This window comes from Rhodoferax sp. (assembly GCF_028715765.1).
GTDB lineage: Bacteria > Pseudomonadota > Gammaproteobacteria > Burkholderiales > Burkholderiaceae_C > Rhodoferax.
On the sequence record NZ_JAQURE010000039.1, the window covers coordinates 1 to 17,895 of the forward strand.

Sequence of the window (17,895 nt, forward strand, 5' to 3'; positions counted from 1 at the left end):
AGAAACGAATCGGGAGGTAAAACCAGATCAGCCAGAACAGTGATGTTCCTTGTTTTTTGTCTATGCTGAGGTGGAGGTCATCAAACCTGGCATCCAGCAACGAATGCGCCAGGTAAAAGCAAGACACAGGGTTGATGTGACCGCCAGTCGTGTGCAAGGCACTTTCACGGGCGTGCAAGGGGCCAAACAGGTTGTAAAACCCATAGACAAAAAAACGGATCCGCGATTTGAGATTCAAAATGTTCGGTGTGCTCAGTACCACTCGACCACCGGGTTTCAAAACACGATGAATCTCTCTCAAGGTTTCCCGGTAATGCTCCAAATGTTCAATGACTTCGGTACATGTCACCAAGTCAAAGGACTGGTCTGCAAAAGGCAGCGGTTGATGATTGAGGTCGGCCACATGTACCTCGACATCCGGCAACTGCATCAGTGTGTGGGTGTAATCACAGGCATCGGAGTGGTTGACCAGTTGTTTTTCTCGTAGTAACACAATCAGGTCGCCGTGCCCTGAGCCAATGTCCAAATGCCGGGCGTAGAGCGAGTTCGTCGGTTGAATCTCCTTAGCCATCTTGGCAGCTGCCAAAAGAATGCTTGATGTGCTCAATCCCATGGTGGTCTTTCTGAATTTGATCTGTGTGGTTAACGGGCTTGTCTGAAAAGTGGTTGGTCAGGTGTGATCGATAGAAGAGGCCAACCACTGCCCGCCACTGCAGCGCTCAATGCTTGCCAAATCCCGGCGCGACTGCACGTGCGCAAAACCAGCTTGGCGAAGCAGCTGTCGCACCGCTGGGGCTTGATCGTAACCGTGCTCCAGCAGTAACCAGCCGTCTGCAGCCAAGTGCTTGGGCGCTTGCGAAATGATGTCGCGAATATCGTCCAAACCCTCTGCGCCACTGGTCAGAGCTTGGGTCGGCTCAAAAGTCAAGGCGGGCAAATGGGGGTCATTTGCGGCAATGTAGGGCGGGTTGGAGACGATGCAGTCAAAGGGGGCGTAATCACAAGTCAAGCCATCAAACCAGGCACCTTGGCCAAACGTCACCGCCAACTGCAACCGCTGGGCATTGGCTTGAGCCACGTGCAGGGCATCGGCACTGAGGTCGATGGCGTGAACCTGTAGCGCAGGCTGGCTGGCCTTGAGGGCCAGGGCAATGGCGCCACTGCCGGTGCCCAAGTCCAGCACACGTTGGGCGCCGTGCAGCAGCTCCAGCGCCCAATGCACCAGCGTTTCCGTGTCAGGCCGGGGCACCAACACACGGGCATCCACCTGCAGATCAAGGCCAAAAAATTCCTTGTGGCCGCTCAGGTAAGCCAGCGGTTCGCCCGCCAGACGGCGCTGTGCCAACTGATGCAACTCGCTCGCCAGTTTGGCGGGCAGCACACTGGTGTCATGTGCCAGCAGCCAGCCGCGCTGGTTGGGCGCTTGCCCAAGCACGTGCAGCAGCAGCAACTGCGCGTCCAAACGCTCTAGCCCAGCCGTTTGCAGGGCGGTCAAGGCCTGGGCGAGCGTTGGCAGCAAAGTTTCAGGAAGGGGCATGGGGATGAAATGCTATTTAATAAATAGCTGCTAGCGCTTTATTTATAAGCGCTAGAGGCCAATTTGACATATAAAAGTCAGACGTTCAGTTCCAGCGCTGCCAGTTGTTCGGCTGCCTCGTGCGCCTGCAGGGCACCCACCACGTCGTCCAAATCGCCTTCCATGATGGCCAGCAGCTTGTACAGCGTGAGGTTGATGCGGTGGTCGGTCAGGCGGCCTTGGGGAAAGTTGTAGGTGCGAATGCGGTCGCTGCGGTCGCCGCTGCCAACCAGGCTTTTGCGCTCGGCTGCATCTTTGGCGGCGCGCTCAGAGCGGTCTTTTTCTTGAATGCGGGCGGTCAGCACACGCAGCGCTTGCGCCTTGTTGCTGTGCTGACTGCGCCCGTCCTGGCATTCGGCCACGATGCCGGTGGGCAGGTGGGTGATGCGCACCGCCGAGTCGGTTTTGTTGATGTGCTGGCCACCCGCACCGCTGGCGCGGTAGGTGTCAATGCGCAAATCAGACGGGTTGATTTTGATGGCTTCCGCCTCGTCGGGCTCGGCCAGCACCGCCACCGTGGCCGCGCTGGTGTGGATGCGGCCTTGGGTTTCAGTCACCGGCACGCGCTGCACCCGGTGGCCGCCAGACTCGAACTTGAGCGCGCCATACACCCCACTGCCCAGCGCGTCACTGCCTTGGCTTTCAATGCGCAGCACCACCTCTTTGTAGCCACCCAGCTCGCTGGCAGATTCGCTCATCACTTCATGCTTCCAGCCCTTGCGGTCGGCATAGCGCAGGTACATGCGCGCCAGGTCGGCGGCAAACAGGGCTGACTCGTCGCCACCCGTGCCAGCGCGAATTTCAACAAACGCCGGGCGCACGTCGTCCGGGTCTTTGGGCAGCAACATGCGCTGCAATTCAGCCTCCAGCTGGGTCAGCTCAGCGCTGGCACTGGCGCATTCATCTTGCGCCATGCTGGTCATCTCCAGGTCGTCAGCCGCGTCTTTGAGCAGGTCTTGGGCGGCAGCCAGGTCAGACTCGCGCTGTTGGTAGCGCAGCCAGCGCCCAGCCACGGCCACCACGTCAGTGTGCTCACGCGAGAGTTTTAAAAACTGCGCCATGTCGCTCATGATGTCGGGGCGCGACAGCAAAAACTCCAGCTCCCCCAGGCGGTCAGCGTAGCGGGCTAGTTGTTGGCGAAGAAAAGGTTTCATGGGGAGTGATGGAGAAAATCTTGGTTGAAACAGAGCGTTTCAGATGCTATAAAAACCGCAGAAGGCGCTTGACACGGCCTGAGCCAAATCCCTTTGACCCTAAAACCATGCCGTTAACACACGCCAGCTAACGCTCTTTGCGTAAAAAGAAGTGTTTTACCGCGTGGCTGGCATTGGCACGGGCATCGGCATCGCCACCGCGCAGTTCGGCCATGGCACCATGCAGCATTTTTTGCGTCAGGCCACGGCTCAAGGCTTCCAGCACGGCATCGACCGACTCACCTTTGGCCAGCAACTTGCGGGCACGGGCAATTTCCATGCTGCGCCATTCATCGGCCTGGGCGTTGAGCTGTTGAATCAGGGGCACGGTGTTGCGCTGCTCAACCCAGTGCAAAAAGCTCTGCACCCCCGCGTCCACTATGGCTTCAGCCTGTGCCACTGCTGCTTGGCGGTTGGCTTGGGCGGTTTGCACCACACTGGCCAGGTCATCCACGGTGTAGAGGTAAACATCTTCCAGCGCTTTGACTTCCTGCTCAATGTCGCGTGGCACTGCCAGGTCGACCATGAACATGGGGCGACGGCGACGTTTTTTCAGGGCGCGTTCCACAGAGCCCAGGCCAATCAGCGGCAGCGTGCTGGCGGTGCAGCTGACCACCGCATCAAATTCGTGCAAGCGGTCAGGCATGTCACTCAAATGCATGGTGGTGGCGCCAAACTTGGCGGCCAGCTCTTCACCGCGCGAGAGGGTGCGGTTGGCAATGACGATGCTCTTCGGGTTTTTGGCGGCAAAGTGGGTGGCGCACAGGTCAATCATTTCACCGGCACCCACAAACAAAATTTTGACTTCACTCAAATCTTCAAACAACTGCCCAGCCAGTCGCACCGCTGCAGCCGCCATGCTGATGGAGTGCGCGCCAATCTCAGTAGAGGTGCGCACCTCTTTGGCCACGGCAAACGAGCGCTGAAACAGCTGGCTGAGCGTGGTGCCCAAGGCTCCGGCGGCTTCTGCAGCACGCACCGCGTCTTTGATTTGCCCCAAAATTTGCGGCTCTCCCAGCACCATGGAGTCCAGCCCGCTGGCCACCCGAAAGGCGTGGCGCGCGGCCAGGCCGTCGTGCATGATGTAAGAGTGGGCGCGCAGCAACTCGGGCGACACACCGCCGCTTTGAGCCAGCCACTCTAATGTGTGTTCAAGCTGCGGCTGTTCACAGGCGCAATAAATTTCGGTGCGGTTGCAGGTGGAGATGAGTGCGGCTTCGGGCTGGCGGTTTAAAGCGCTGCGCAGGGCACGCAGCGTGGGGTCGATTTGATCGATGGCGAACGCAAACCGACCGCGCAGATCGAGCGGTGCGGTCGTGTGATTGATGCCTAATGCCCAGACTGCCATGGTCGAATTATAAAATCACCGCTTATGCGCATTGACTTGCATCATTTTTTCTTTTTGACTGGACGGCGTTGATGGGTGCCCTGACGCTGTTGAACCATGTGCTGAACTTTTTGGCGCCAGCCTTGTGGTTGGCCTTCATGCTGCCAGGGCTGAGCCGGTTTTTTATGAAAAAAAGACCTCTAGCCCATAGCTACATTGCGCAAGCAGCTCTTATTTTCATTGTGCTTTTGGTGGCATCGGTGGCTGGGTTGATGCTGTTTGGCCGCGACGGCAAGATGTTGACCTATGTGGCCTTGGCGCTGCTGGGTGCCAGCACGCAGTGGGCTATGCACAAGGGCTGGCAGGGTTGAAGGTGTCCACCCGGTCGGTGATGAGGGCATCCAGCCCCAAAGCCCACAGCCGCTGGGCATCATCTTCAGCGTTGACTGTGTAGCTGGCGCAGTGCAAACCGGCACTGTGCGCCTGGGTCACGCTGGCGCCGTCCCATAACGACTGGTCGGCAATCACCGCACTGCAGTCAAGATTGAGCGCGGTTTCAAGCCAGCCGCTCCACAGGTGCTCCAGCAGCAAGCCGCGTGGCAATTCGGGTTGGGCGTGATGCGCGCCTTCAAGGGAGTCGACATCAAACGAGCTAAGCAAGGGGGGCACGGCTGCCCCATGCCACAGCCGCGCTGCGTGGCGCGCCACCACTTCGCCAGTGTGGCGCTCGGTGCCAGGCGTGGCCTTGATCTCAATGTTGAGGTGAAAGTTGTTGTGCCGGCAATAGCTGGCAATGGCTTCCAGCGTGGGCAAGGTTTCACCGGTGAAGCTGGCCGAGTGCCAGCTGCCGGCATCCAGCAGCGACAAGGTGCTCCAAGGGTGGTCGCCCGCCACCGCGCTCAAGCCGCGCCCCAAGGCCTTGACGGCGTTGGTGGTGCGCTGCAAGGTGGCGTCGTGCAGCAAAAACGGAATGCCATCGGCACTGAGTTTCACGTCGCATTCAAACATGCGATAGCCATGGCTGGCACCGCGTCGAAACGCGGCCAAGGTGTTCTCAGGCGCAAGTTGCCCAGCGCCACGGTGGGCAATCCAGCGCGGGTATGGCCAAGAATGGGTTGCGACGGCGTGCATGGCTGAAAGTGGGAGAGTTGAAGTGGGTAAAAATAAACCAGATTCACCAAATTAGACCCGCAAAGTCAGCCGTTTCACATCAGGGTTTGCACAGGGCTAGGGCAAGCCCTGATATGAACCAGAGACTTGCGCCTAGCAGCACATCCCAACGCCTTGCAGCAAACCTGGGTGTTATTCCTTGCCACTTCCTAATTGCGCCAGTAAGGCCTGGCAGGACATGGGTTTGAAAAAATAAAACCCCTGAATGGTGTGACAACCCGCTTGTGCCAAGGCGTGCAGCTGGGTGCTGGTTTCAACACCCTCGGCCACCAAGTGCAGGTTCAGCCCTTTGGCCACCGAGATGATGGCCAGCACCACCGGCGGCAGTTCGCCACTGAGGGGGATGGTCATGACAAACGAGCGGTCAATTTTCAGGGTGTCGAGCGGCAATTGCTGCAAATACGACAGTGACGAATACCCCGTGCCAAAGTCATCAATGGCCACCCGCACGCCCGTGTGGCGCAAGGCGTTGAGTTGCTCAATGGCATTCAATGGGTTACGAATGCAAATGTTTTCAGTCACTTCCACTTCAAATTGCGCGGCCAACAGGTCGTGGCTGAGCAAGGCAGCGTGCAGGTTGTGGGTGAAATTGCTGCGATCCAGGTACTGTGGTGGCAGGTTGATGGACATGCGCAGGGGTACCTCACTCACATGGTTGAAAGCGCACAGGTCAGTGGTCACGGCCTGCAACAGCCAGTCGGTCATGGGAATGATCAAGCCAGTTTCTTCAGCCAAGGGCAAAAATGCGGCGGGGCTAAGCAAGCCGCGTTGCGGGTGGTTCCAGCGCATCAGGGCTTCCGCGCCCACGATGCGTTGGCTGGCCGCATCGACCTGCGGCTGGTAAAACATTTCAAGTTCACCTTGGCGCAAGGCCTCGTGCAACTCATGTTCCAACGTCATGAGCTGTTGATCTAGGGGCAGCATGGCAGCCTCAAACACCACATAGCCATCTTTGCCATGGGTTTTTTTGTGCGTCATGGCGGCGTTGGCACGTTGGATCAATAGCTCGGTTTCGTTGCCGTGGGTGGGGTACAGCGCCAGCCCCATGCTGACTGACACATGCGCCACCTGGCTTTGCAAGGTAAAGGGCTGGCGCAGGCTGGCCTGGCACTTTTCGGCCAGTTGCGCTGCTTCTTCGGGTGCGCCCAGATCGGTTAGCAAAATGGTGAACTCGTCAGCCCCCAGGCGTGAGAGTGTGTCGCTGGCGCGCAAACAGCCTTTGAGGCGTTGGGCAATTTGCACCAGCAAAGCATCACCCAGGTCATGTCCGAGCGCGTCGTTGATCAATTTGAAGCGGTCAATGTCAAGCACCAGCACGGCAGCGACCTGACCATGGCGCTGGGCGCGCTGCAAGGTCAGATTCAACCGGTCTTTGAACAAGGCACGGTTGGGCAACCCGGTCAGCAAGTCATGGGTGGTTTGGTAGCTGATCAGCGCGTCAACACGTTTGCGCTCCGTCAGGTCGTGGGCAATGCCATAAGTGCGCCAGCCCGGTTGCGTCAACAGCGCATCAGCGCAGACGCCAGGCTGCGCCACCCGCATCAGCTCATGGCTGAACAATCGCACGCCACCGTCTGGCTGGCGCGCGCGCATGTGCAGCTCTACCAAGCGGGTGATCTGAAAATTGTGCCCGCAGTGGTTCAGCACATAGTCTGCCCGGCTCAAGTCGTCAGGGTGAATCAGCACGCTGTAGTGTTGCCCGATGAGTTCTTGCGCGGTCCAGCCCAGTAGCGGCAACACCCGCGGGTTGACATCGGTGAAAAGGCCTTGTTCGTTCAAGGTGTAAATGATGTCTGGCGAGTTTTCAATCAGATAGTTGTGCACTTTTTCTGAGGTCAATAGCTGAGCACTCAAGCGCTGGTTGTCTTGCACCAGCCAACGCCGCTGCAGCGCATGGTCAATGGTTTTGAGCAACTCGGCGGCAGGAAAAGATTTGCGCAAAAAATCAAAGGCGCCACGCTGCAGGGCGCCAATCGCGTGGTCAATGTCAGACAAGCCGCTGATCACTACCACGGTGGTGTCGATGTGCTGCTGCTGCAGGTAGTCCATCACCTCCAGGCCGCTGATGTCGGGCAGCAGCAGGTCAAGCAACACCAGGTCAAACGGGCTGTCATTGAGTTGGCGCACGGCTTCCAGGCCACTCTCGGCGGTTGTGATCTGATGGCCAGTGAGTTCGACCATGGTCACCAACCCGGCCAGCACCAAGGGGTGGTCGTCCACAATCAAAATGCGCGCAAGTCGGGGCTGAAGGTTGGGTGAGTGGGGCAAAACTTCAGCCTTTCATGGTGCGGGTAGAGGTGGCGTCAGCGCTCAGCCGCTGGGAGCAAGACCTCAAAGCGCACGCCCTTGGGGCTGCTGAGGTAACGAATTTGACCGTTCATTTTTTTTACCAATTCATTGACCACACTCAAGCCCAAGCCCCGGTGTGCACCGGTTTTGGCGCTGGTCACGGGTTCAAACATATGGCTTTGCTGGTAAGCGCTCAAGCCCGGTCCGCTGTCACGCACACTGAGCAAAATGTAGCGCTGCCCAGCGTGGTCAACCCGCGTGCCACCGCTGATGCCAATCAAGCCGCCTTCGGGCAGGCTTTCGCGGGCGTTTTTGATCAGGTTGATCAAAATTTGTTTCACCATGTCAGACGAGCCCAGCACCCAGCTGGCGCTGGCCGGCCAACTGCATTGCAGTTGAATGTGTTCGGGGAAAAACCGGCTGGCTTGCAGCACCAGCACCAGCTCACGCACCACCTGCGCCAGATCCATGGGTGCCAGCACATGAGCCTCTTTGCCTTGAGAAAACTGTTCAATGATGTGCCCGACACGCTGCACTTCATCACTGATCACGGCCACCTCAGCATGCTCTGGGTGGCTGGGGTCGAGCTTGCGCTCTAGCAGGCTGAGGTAGTTTTGGATGATGCTCAGGGGGTTTTGCACCTCGTGCGCCAGTTGGCGGGCGCTGATGAGCTGCTCGCGCTTGAGTCTGGCAATGTGGGCATCCAGCGCGCTGGCACCTTCGAGCTGGCGCGCCAGCGCCACGCCAGCGCGCAACCCAAAGGCAAGTAAAAAACGGCTTTCGCTTTGCAGCCGAGTCAGTTGCGCGGGCGTAATGGCACCCAACAACACGCCTTGCACCGCTTTGGCGGTGAACAGCGGCACCGCCACCAGCTGGTGGGTGCCCAGCTGGTGGCACAGGCTGGCATTGGCCTCAATCTGGTCATTGGCCATCGACAGGCTGTGCTGCTGCAGGCAGTGCTGCAACACCGGGTGTTGACGGCTGTCCAGGGTCAGCACAGCCAGGTCATAGTGCCGGGCAGAGACCGACACACAGCTCAGCGTGTGGCCGTCTTCACCCAGCAGCAGCACCAGCACATCGTCTAGCGCCAGCAGCAGGGCGGCATGCTCACGCACTACGCCCAGCAGGCCATGCGCCGTGGGTTGGTTGGCCAGTTGCAGGCTCATTTCAGACAACAAAGCGCGGTGCTGCACTTCCAGCGCCAGCTGCAGGTGTGCCGGGTCGGTGGCGGTAGGTTGCAGCTCGGTGGGTGCTGCAGGGGCAGACTCGGAAATATCAAGCCCCAAGTCTTGCGCTGTCCGGCTGAGCTGGTGTTGGGCATCTTCAGCCAGCTGGCGCAGGGTTTCTGCATCAAACGGCGCTGGGGCATTCAGCTCGGGCAGGTCTTCAGCACTTGCGGGTGTCCACGCTGAGAGCTGCTCAGCCAAGACCAGCCATTGGGTCAATGGGGCTAGGGCATCAAGTGCCACCCCCGCGGGGTGGTGCGCCGCCACTGCTTGCACTACGGGTTCGGCCAGGTGCCATTGCGTCAGCAGCCAGGCTCCCGCTTGGGTATGTGAAAAACCCAAGCTTTGCTGCTCTGTAGCGCACAAATCAGCATTGTCTGGTGCCAAAAAATGCGCCTTGGCTTGCTCTGGAGCGCACACCAAGAGCGCCAAGCGACCCACATCGTGCAGTAAACCGGTCAGGTAGGCCTGGTCGGCCAGGGCGGGTTGCGCAAGCAGTGCCAGCGCCTTGGCCAGCAAGGCCACGCCCAGGCTGTGTTTCCAAAAAGCCTTCAAATCCATCGATTGCCCGGCTTTGAAGGCGCCCAGCGTTTGCACCACAGATTCTGAAATGGCCAGCACCTTGATCATGTCGGTGCCCAGGGTGTTGGCGGCTTGCTGCAAAGTCAGCGCCCCGTCGCCCCGGTGGTAGGCGGCACTGTGGGCCACTTTCAGCAGCCGGGCGCTCAAGGCGGGCTCGGTGGCAATCACGGCGGTCAGCTCGTGCATGCCGGCATCGTCAGACTGGCACAGTGCCAGCAATTGCAACAGTGCTTGCGGCAAGGCCGGCAGTTGCGCCGCTTGAAGCTTCTCAAACAGGGGGTAGGGTGGGGTTGTCACGAAAATGATTATGGCAAACTCAATGCTTGTTTTGACCCTCAAGCCCTGAACCGCAGGGCTGTTTTTTGACCTATGCCCAAAATTACGGCGCAAATTGCGCAAGAACTTCGCGTGCACGTGCACCAAGTGGCCGCCGCAGTGGCATTGCTCGACGGCGGAGCCACCGTGCCCTTTGTGGCGCGCTACCGCAAAGAGGCCACCGGCGGCCTGGACGACATTCAACTGCGTGAGCTCGAAGCCCGCTTAAGCTACCTGCGAGAGTTGCACGAGCGGCTGCAAACCGTCATCAAAGCCATTGATGAGCAAGGCAAACTCACGCCCACCCTGCTGGCCGCATTGCACTCGGCAGCCACCAAGCAAGAGCTGGAAGACCTGTATTTGCCCTTCAAGCTCAAGCGCCGTACCAAAGGCCAGTTGGCACGCGAGGCCGGGCTGGAGCCGCTGGCCGATGCGCTGCTGACCAACCCCCACCTGGTGCCTGCCGACGAGGCTCAAAAATATGTGTTGCCGTTTGTGGAAGCCGCACCCGGTGAAGACAAAAAACCCGACTTTTCCAACGTGCCCGCGGTGCTTGATGGCGTGCGCGACTTGCTTAGCGAGCGCTGGGCCGAAACCCCGGCGCTGGTGCAAAACCTGCGCGAATGGCTGTGGGCCAATGGCCTGCTGCAGTCGCGCCGGTTAGATGGCAAAAACGAGTCTGACCCCGATGTGGCCAAGTTTCGGGATTACTTTGACTACGACGAGCCCATTGGCCGGGTGCCCTCGCACCGCGCGCTGGCGGTCTTCAGAGGCCGCAGCCTGGACATATTGGAGGTCAAACTGGTGCTGCCAGAAGCCCCCTCAGCGCCAGAAAAAAATATGCCAAATCAGGCTCTAGCGCCTGTCAATACTGCTCAAGCAGCTACAAAAGCAAAAGCACCTGCGGTGTCGCTGGCTGAAGCCCGCATGGCCTTGCAACTGGGCTGGAGCCACCAAGGCCGTGCGGCGGATGATTTTCTGCGCAAATGCGTGGCCTGGACCTGGCGCGTGAAACTCAGTCTGTCGACCGAGCGCGACCTGTTTGCCCGCCTGCGTGAGGCAGCTGAAGGCGTGGCCATCAAGGTGTTTGCCGACAACCTGCGCGACCTGCTGCTGGCGGCTCCGGCTGGGCCGCGTGTGGTGCTGGGGCTTGACCCCGGCATTCGCACCGGTGTCAAAGTGGCGGTGGTGGATGCCACCGGCAAACTGGTCGACACCGCCACCGTGTACCCGCACGAGCCGCGCAAAGACTGGGACGGCGCGCTGCACACCCTGGGCGCACTGTGCCAAAAACACGGTGTGAACCTGATCGCCATCGGCAACGGCACCGCCAGCCGCGAGACTGACAAGTTGGCCGCTGATCTCATCAAATTAATGTCAAAACAGCCTGTAGAGCAATCAGGACAAGCGCAAGCAGCTATAGAAAAAGCAGTTGTTTCAGAAGCTGGCGCCTCTGTCTACTCGGCCAGCGAGTTCGCCAGCCAGGAAATGCCCGATGTCGACGTGAGCCTGCGTGGCGCCGCCAGCATTGCGCGGCGGCTGCAAGACCCACTGGCCGAGCTGGTGAAGATTGACCCCAAAAGCATTGGTGTGGGCCAGTACCAGCACGATGTGAATCAGAGCGAGTTGGCCAAGTCGCTGGAAGCGGTGGTGGAAGACTGCGTCAACTCGGTCGGGGTTGACCTGAACATGGCCAGCGTGCCGCTGCTCAGCCGCGTGTCAGGCCTTTCCGCCAGCGTGGCCAAGGCCGTGGTGCGCTGGCGCGAGGCCCATGGCGCTTTTGGCAGCCGCCAAGACCTGCTCAAAGTCACCGGGCTGGGCCCCAAAGCGTTTGAGCAAAGTGCCGGTTTTTTGCGCATCCGTGGCGGCACCAACCCGCTGGACATGACCGGCGTACACCCCGAAACCTACCCGGTGGTGGAGCGGATCATGGCGCATACGGCCAAGCCGGTGGCCGAGCTAATGGGGCGTGCCGACATGCTCAAAACCCTGCGCCCGGAGCTGTTTGCCAACGACACGTTTGGTGTCATCACCGTGCGCGACATCTTGACCGAGCTGGAAAAACCCGGTCGCGACCCGCGTGGCCACTTCAAAGTGGCGCGTTTCAACGACGGTGTGGAAGACATTCGCGACCTTAAAGAGGGCATGGTGTTGGAAGGCACCGTCAGCAACGTGGCGGCCTTTGGCGCCTTCATCGACCTGGGCGTGCACCAAGACGGCCTGGTGCATGTGAGCCAGCTGGCGCACAAATTTGTGTCTGATGCGCGTGAGGTGGTCAAGACCGGTGACATTGTCAAAGTGCAGGTGGTTGAGGTCGATGTGGCACGCAAACGCATTGCCTTGACCATGAAGCTAGGCGCACCACCGGCTCGCAGCGCGGGTGACAACCGCTTTCAGGCAGCCGCCCCGCAACGCGGCCAAGCCAGCGGGCGTGCCCCACAGAGCGCGCCTGCCGCCAGCGCCATGGCTTCGGCCTTTGCCAAACTCAAGGGCTTGTAGAGCCCAGCCCCCATGGAACTGGCCACACTGCTTGAACAGCGCTTTGCCATGCCCAGCATCCCCAAGGTGATGGCCTTGCTGATGAGCGAGCTGGTGGGCAACCGGCAAGATTTGCGCCGCATTGACCTGCTGCTGGGCAGCGACCCCGCCTTGGCCACCCGGGTGCTGCAAGCGGCCAACGCGCCCATGTTCAAGCTGGCCGGGCAGATACACAGCGTGGCTGAAGCGCTGGTGGTGTTGCGCCTGGGGCAGGTGCAAGCCATGGTCAGCCAAGCCACCAGCCAGGCCTCGTTCAAAGCCGTGCCGGGCTTGCTGTTGCCCAAGTTTTGGGCTTACAGCCAAGACACCGCGCGGGTGTCACGCTCGCTGGCCGGGCTGTTGCGGCTCAACCAGCAAGCGGCTACCAGCTGTGGTTTGATTCACGCTGTGGGCGAGCTGGCCATGCGCTTGGCCATGCCGCAAGCGGTGGCGTTAGATGCCACTTGCCCGGTGTTTGAGTTGAAAAGAGAGCGGCTTGAAATCCAGACCTTTGGTTTTGGTTACACCCAGGTCAGCGCCGGGCTGGCCGCACAATGGCATTTTCCGGCGCTGCTGGTGAACGCCTTGGCGTTTGCCCATGTGCCGTTTGACAACAACGCCTACGAACCCCTGGCGGGCGTGCTGCACCTGGCCATTTGGCGCGCCCGCGCCAAGCAACTGGGGCTGGCACCGAATGCCCTGGCGGTGAGCTTTCCGTCGCCGGTGGCCGAGGTGCTGGGGCTGGACATTGACATGGTGTTGCAGCAAGACCCCATCGATTGGTCCAAGCAAGTGCCTGGCAGCCGCTTTGCCGAGCTACCCTGATTCACCCCAAAAAACCTTCTATCAACGCTGCCACTGCGTGTGGCTGGTCGTGGTGCAGCATGTGGCCGCAGTCGGGCACTTGGGTGATCTCCACCTGGGGTACAGACTTCAGTCGGGCATGGTGCTGCGCCAGCGTGAAGCTGCCTTTCCACCACTGCGCCATGCTGTCGTCTGAGGCTTCCAGCATCAACACCGGGGCGCGTATGGCGCGGAAGACGGCCAGCACTTCGTCCTCGCGGTAGAGCTGGGCAGAGGTGATTTTGTGGGCGGATTCGCCCAATATCGACCATTGCCCGGGCTTGAGTTCAGCCGACCAGTGGCCAGCCAGCCAGTGCGCTTTGTCGGCGCCCAAGCGGCGGTTGGTCTTCATCAAGCGCTCGGCCACGGCAGCTAAAGTGGGGTAGGTTTTGAGCGCCATCTGGCCTTGCGCATGCGCCTTGAGCTCGCCCAGCCACTGCGCGTACCGGCCGGGCGCTTGCTCGGGCTGGCTGGCGGGCAGGCCAAAGCCTTCCAGGTTGATGAGTTTTGCCACCCGCTCAGGGCGAATGCCGGCGTACAGCATGGCCACGTTGCCACCCATGCTGTGCCCAACCAGGTGCACCACTTGACCCGGGGCGTAATGGTCTAGCAGTGCTTCCAGGTCGGCCAGGTAATCGGGGTACCAAAAGCAATCTGCCCCGCCCGAGGCCGTCAGGCCAAAGCCACGCCAGTCAGGGGCGATGATGAAGTGGTCTTGCTTGAGTGCGTCCACCACAAACTGAAAACTGGCCGCGACGTCCATCCAGCCGTGCAGCAGCACCAGCGGGGTGGTGCCAGGGTTGGGCTCACCCCAGCGGCGAACGTGGTAGTTAAGGGAACGAATCGGGACAAACTCGCTGTTGGAAATGCGTTGGGCTTGGTACATTTGCCCATCATAAGGAGTCATGCACATGCCAGTCAGTCAAACCCGTGACAAGGTACCCACCGCCGACACTTCACATCTGGCGCCACATTTAGCGCCCTCTCTTGCGCCTGATTGGCAATTTCCCCCAAGTTACGCCCAGTTGCACCAGGGCCTGAACTGGCAAGTGCCCGAGTGGTTCAACATGGCGCAGGCCTGCAGCGTGCGCTGGGCAGGTTTGCCAGATGCTACGCAAAGAATAGCTGTCCGCGCTTATAAATCAAGCGCTGAAAGCACTTTTTATACTTATTCAGAGCTGCAACAGCAGGCCAACCGCTTGAGCCACGTGCTGCGCGGTTTGGGGGTGCAGCCGGGCGACCGGGTGGCGATTGTCTTACCGCAAAGCTTTGAGGTGGCGGTGGCTTTCATGGCGGTGCTGCAAATGGGGGCGGTGGCGGTGCCGCTGTCGCAGTTGTTTGGCCCCGAGGCGCTTGAGTTTCGGCTGCAAGACAGCCAGGCGGTGGTGGCGCTGGGCGACGCCCAAACCCTGCCCCATCTGGCGCTGGTGCGCGCGCGTTGCCCTGATTTGCGTTGCCTGATGGGCTTTGGGGGTGAACGGGGTGAGGTGGCTGACGTGGCCGATGTGGACGCCGCCCAGGCCATGCGCCAAGCCCCAAGCGCGTTCACCCTGGTGGCCACCCGGGCGGATGCCGCCGCCATCTTGATCTACACCAGCGGCACCACTGGCAACCCCAAAGGCGCGCTCATTCCGCACCAGGCTTTGCTGGGCAATCTGAGTGGCTTTTTGAGCAGCCAAAACTTTTTTGGTTTGAACCAAAATCAGCCTCTCACGCACGAATACATTGCACAAGCTGCTCTGATTTTAGAGAGTGCTCAAGCGCCAGACTGGCAACCACAGCCCGGCTCGGCGGCGGTTTTTTGGTCACCGGCAGACTGGGCCTGGACCGGTGGGCTGATGGACGCGCTGTTGCCCACGCTTTACTTTGGTCGCCCCATCGTGGCCTATGCCGGCCGCTTTAGCGCCCAAACCGCGCTGGAGCTGGTGCGCGACTGCGGCGTGACCCACACCTTTTTGTTCCCCACCGCGCTCAAAGCCATCATGAAAGCCTACCCCGGCCGCCCTGGTTGCAGCGTGCAGCAGCAGTTTGGCCTGCAGTTGCAAGCCATCATGAGCGCTGGAGAGGCGGTCGGCGACGCGGTGTTTGACTACTGCCGCAGCCAATTGGGCGTGACGGTGAACGAGATGTTTGGCCAAACCGAGATCAACTACATCGTGGGCAACTGTGCGGCAGTGTGGCCGGCCAAACCCGGCAGCATGGGCATGGCCTACCCCGGCCACCGCCTGGCCGTGATTGACGAGGCCGGTTGTGAGTGCGCTGTGGATGAAGTCGGCGATGTGGCCGTGCACCGCTGCGACGTGCATGGCCAGCCCGACCCGATTTTCTTTTTGGGCTACTGGCGCAACGCCGCTGCCACCCAAGCCAAATTCACCGGCGACTGGTGCCGCACCGGTGACCTGGCCAGCCGCGACGCCCAAGGCTACCTGTGGTATCAAGGCCGCAGCGACGACGTGTTCAAGGCCGCGGGCTACCGCATTGGCCCGGGCGAGATCGAGAACTGCCTGGTCAAACACCCCGCCGTGGCCAACGTGGCGGTGGTGCCCAAGCCCGATGCCGAGCGCGGTGCGGTGGTCAAGGCTTATGTCGTACTTGCACCAGATTTTGTAGCTGCTCGAGCAAGCTATACGGGCGCTAGAGGCCAATTTGATGCCCAACTGGTGGCCGAGCTGCAAGCCCACGTCAAGGGCAAACTGGCGCCTTATGAATACCCCAAAGAGATTGAGTTTCTGGATGCTCTGCCCATGACCACCACCGGCAAAGTGCAGCGCCGTGTGTTGCGCTTGCAAGAGCAGGTGCGGGCGCAAGTGCACCCTTGAGTGAGCTCATTGCTTTGTGCAGCTTGGGTGAGAGACTCCAGATTGATGGTGTGCGTTAGGGTCAGTTGACTCATTGAGGTGACAGCACGGGCTGCCACCAGGCGCAGCATCAAACGCGGTTGTTTTTCATGACCCGCTGCACCTCGCGCTTGCCTTCGCGGTCTTTGATGGTGTCGCGCTTGTCATGCTCGGCCTTGCCTTTGGCCAGGGCAATTTCGCATTTGATCTTGCCGGCTTTCCAATGTAAATTGATGGGCACCAAGGTGTGGCCTTTTTGCTCGACCTTGCCAATCAAGCGTTTGATTTCAGCCTTGTGCATCAGCAACTTGCGGGTGCGTTGGCGGTCTGGTGTGATGTGGGTCGAGGCCGTGCCCAATGGCTGAATCTGCAGACCAATGATGAACAGCTCGCCATTTCGAATGACCACATAGCCGTCAGTGAGCTGCACCTTGCCTTCGCGCAATGACTTGACCTCCCAGCCCTCAAGCACAATGCCAGCCTCAAAACGCTCTTCAAAAAAATAGTTGAAAGCGGCTTTTTTGTTGTCAGCAATGCGGGTGGATGTGTCGGGTTTTTTGGCCATGGGGTGGTGGGTGGTTGTTGGGAGTGCGAGCCAGGCTTGTCTACAATCTCTCGCACCCCTCTATTCTATGAAAACAGTTAAAAAATCCGTTTTGATTTGGTACAGCCCGGCTGAGATGTACCGTTTGGTGATTGACGTGGATGCTTATCCGCAGTTTTTGCCCTGGTGCGACAAGGCGCGGGTGGTGTCGCATGAAGAAAACGGCATGCTGGCTGAAATTGGCATCGCTTTTTCAGGCATTCATCAAACCTTTAGCACGCGCAACACGCATGTGCCAGATCGCCAGGTCATCATCAACTTGGTCAATGGCCCGTTTTCCAAGCTCGAAGGCGACTGGAAGTTCTTGCCGTTGGGCGATGAAACGCAGCGTGCCTGCAAAGTGGAGTTGACCCTGACTTATGGGTTTGACAATGCCTTGGGGCGCTTGATCAGCCCGGTGTTTGACAAAATTGCAGGCAGCATGGTGGACGCTTTTGTGAAGCGTGCCAAGCAGGTTTACGGTGAGTGAAACCCGCTTGCATGTGACCGTGGTGTATGCCCCAGCGTCCAGGGTGGTTGAAGAAGTCCCGTTGACTTTGAACGGAAATTCAACGGTGCTGCAAGCGCTGCAGGCCAGTGGCTTGCTGGCGCGCTACCCTGACATCGACCACGTGCACACGGTCGTGGGCATTTGGGGACGCAAAGTCTCGCTGGATCAAACCTTACGGGAACATGATCGCATCGAAATTTACCGCCCCTTGCGGGTTGACCCCAAAGTGGCGCGGCGCGAGCGCTTTGTGCGCCAAGGCAGTCGGGGTGCAGGGTTGTTTGAGAAAAAACGCCCTGGCGCCAAAGCTGGCTATTGAATTCTGAAAGTGCTCAGGCGGAAGTTGCTTTTTTGATGCTTACAGGCATTCGCTGGCAGCCAGCCCTTCAAGTCTTTTGGCTTCGACTGCGCGTGCCGCATCATCCAAAATTTCACGCTCGCCTTGCGCATTGGTGCGGGCAATGCGCTGCCCCGAGGCCAGGTTTTTTTGCGCCAGCTGAATGCGTTTGCAATTTTCAGCCTTGGCCATGCGAATGCGCTCTTCTTCGGCTTTGCGGCGTGCTGCCAATGCCATTTCTTCTTTTTTGATGCGTTCAGCCAAAACCGGGTCAACCCCCGCTTTGGCTGATGGGGTAGCCGCTGTTGCGCTGGTATTTGCGGGCGTTTGAGCGGCTGAAACTTTTTCAGCGGTGCTTGTTAGTGCTGGCGGCGCTGACGGACGCTTAAAGATGTTTTTGTCTGGCACATCTGGGGTGGGAGGGCGGTCGCTGAAGACCTTTCGACCGCTTTGATCGGTCCATGCCCATTGCGCCTGACCCAGCAAGGGCAGCAGCCCCAAGCAAAAAAACAATAAACGAAGGGTGTGATTCATGGTTTGAGTTTATGCCAGCGGTGAGTACCTTGGCAGATACAATCGAGAATTTGGAGCT

General features: G+C 59.5%; 16 protein-coding genes. 6 read left to right on the forward strand and 10 right to left on the reverse strand.

The features are described from left to right. The 4 genes from PHT20_RS12675 to hemA all read right to left on the reverse strand — a co-directional run. Positions 1-586, reverse strand: a 586-nt coding sequence (locus PHT20_RS12675) for a class I SAM-dependent methyltransferase (protein WP_301020805.1), incomplete at its 3' end; no start/stop codon positions are given. A gap of 84 nt (positions 587-670) precedes the next feature. After that, positions 671-1,537, reverse strand: coding sequence for a peptide chain release factor N(5)-glutamine methyltransferase (gene prmC / locus PHT20_RS12680; protein WP_301020806.1), 867 nt, complete (start codon positions 1,535-1,537; stop codon positions 671-673). A gap of 77 nt (positions 1,538-1,614) precedes the next feature. Further along, positions 1,615-2,730: a peptide chain release factor 1 gene (gene prfA, locus PHT20_RS12685; protein ID WP_301020807.1), complete on the reverse strand. Its 1,116-nt coding sequence runs from the start codon at positions 2,728-2,730 to the stop codon at positions 1,615-1,617. A 127-nt stretch (positions 2,731-2,857) separates the two neighbouring features. Beyond that, entirely contained in the window at positions 2,858-4,117 is a 1,260-nt protein-coding gene (gene hemA, locus PHT20_RS12690) for a glutamyl-tRNA reductase (protein ID WP_300086865.1), read from the reverse strand. Positions 4,118-4,188: 71 nt separating this feature from the next. On the opposite strand from hemA, the gene PHT20_RS12695 reads away from it, so the two are divergent. After that, positions 4,189-4,467, forward strand: a complete 279-nt coding sequence (locus PHT20_RS12695; protein WP_300086867.1) for a hypothetical protein — start codon at positions 4,189-4,191, stop codon at positions 4,465-4,467. Here the strand turns inward: PHT20_RS12695 and ugpQ are convergent. From ugpQ to PHT20_RS12710, 3 genes are all read right to left on the reverse strand, one after another. After that, complete coding sequence (gene ugpQ, locus PHT20_RS12700; protein ID WP_301020808.1) at positions 4,442-5,227, reverse strand: glycerophosphodiester phosphodiesterase; 786 nt, start codon at positions 5,225-5,227, stop codon at positions 4,442-4,444. The genes PHT20_RS12695 and ugpQ overlap by 26 nt on opposite strands. Before the next feature lie 171 nt (positions 5,228-5,398). Next, positions 5,399-7,534 (reverse strand): EAL domain-containing protein, encoded by a 2,136-nt coding sequence (locus PHT20_RS12705; protein ID WP_301020809.1) that lies wholly within the window; start codon positions 7,532-7,534, stop codon positions 5,399-5,401. A gap of 35 nt (positions 7,535-7,569) precedes the next feature. Beyond that, a complete protein-coding gene (locus PHT20_RS12710; RefSeq protein ID WP_301020810.1) occupies positions 7,570-9,660 on the reverse strand; it encodes an HDOD domain-containing protein in 2,091 nt (696 codons plus the stop codon). A 72-nt stretch (positions 9,661-9,732) separates the two neighbouring features. Here PHT20_RS12710 and PHT20_RS12715 point away from each other — a divergent pair, with 72 nt between their 5' ends. Next, a complete protein-coding gene (locus PHT20_RS12715) occupies positions 9,733-12,177 on the forward strand; it encodes a Tex family protein (RefSeq protein WP_301020811.1) in 2,445 nt (814 codons plus the stop codon). A gap of 12 nt (positions 12,178-12,189) precedes the next feature. Next, positions 12,190-13,020, forward strand: a complete 831-nt coding sequence (locus tag PHT20_RS12720) for an HDOD domain-containing protein (protein WP_301020812.1) — start codon at positions 12,190-12,192, stop codon at positions 13,018-13,020. Between the two features lies 1 nt (position 13,021). Here PHT20_RS12720 and PHT20_RS12725 read toward each other — a convergent pair whose 3' ends face one another. Then, positions 13,022-13,924 (reverse strand): alpha/beta hydrolase, encoded by a 903-nt coding sequence (locus PHT20_RS12725; RefSeq protein WP_301020824.1) that lies wholly within the window; start codon positions 13,922-13,924, stop codon positions 13,022-13,024. 25 nt (positions 13,925-13,949) lie between these two features. On the opposite strand from PHT20_RS12725, the gene PHT20_RS12730 reads away from it, so the two are divergent. Further along, positions 13,950-15,857, forward strand: a complete 1,908-nt coding sequence (locus tag PHT20_RS12730) for an AMP-binding protein (RefSeq protein ID WP_366520930.1) — start codon at positions 13,950-13,952, stop codon at positions 15,855-15,857. A gap of 109 nt (positions 15,858-15,966) precedes the next feature. On the opposite strand, the gene smpB is transcribed toward PHT20_RS12730, so the two are convergent. Continuing rightward, complete coding sequence (gene smpB, locus PHT20_RS12735; protein WP_300087515.1) at positions 15,967-16,440, reverse strand: SsrA-binding protein SmpB; 474 nt, start codon at positions 16,438-16,440, stop codon at positions 15,967-15,969. 67 nt (positions 16,441-16,507) lie between these two features. Here smpB and PHT20_RS12740 point away from each other — a divergent pair, with 67 nt between their 5' ends. Continuing rightward, positions 16,508-16,948, forward strand: a complete 441-nt coding sequence (locus tag PHT20_RS12740) for a type II toxin-antitoxin system RatA family toxin (RefSeq protein ID WP_300087516.1) — start codon at positions 16,508-16,510, stop codon at positions 16,946-16,948. After that, positions 16,941-17,285 (forward strand): RnfH family protein, encoded by a 345-nt coding sequence (locus PHT20_RS12745; protein WP_301020813.1) that lies wholly within the window; start codon positions 16,941-16,943, stop codon positions 17,283-17,285. The genes PHT20_RS12740 and PHT20_RS12745 overlap by 8 nt, the downstream gene beginning before the upstream one ends. Before the next feature lie 39 nt (positions 17,286-17,324). Here the strand turns inward: PHT20_RS12745 and PHT20_RS12750 are convergent, their stop codons facing one another. Next, positions 17,325-17,837, reverse strand: a complete 513-nt coding sequence (locus PHT20_RS12750) for a DUF4124 domain-containing protein (RefSeq protein ID WP_301020814.1) — start codon at positions 17,835-17,837, stop codon at positions 17,325-17,327. Between the last annotated feature and the right edge of the window lie 58 nt (positions 17,838-17,895).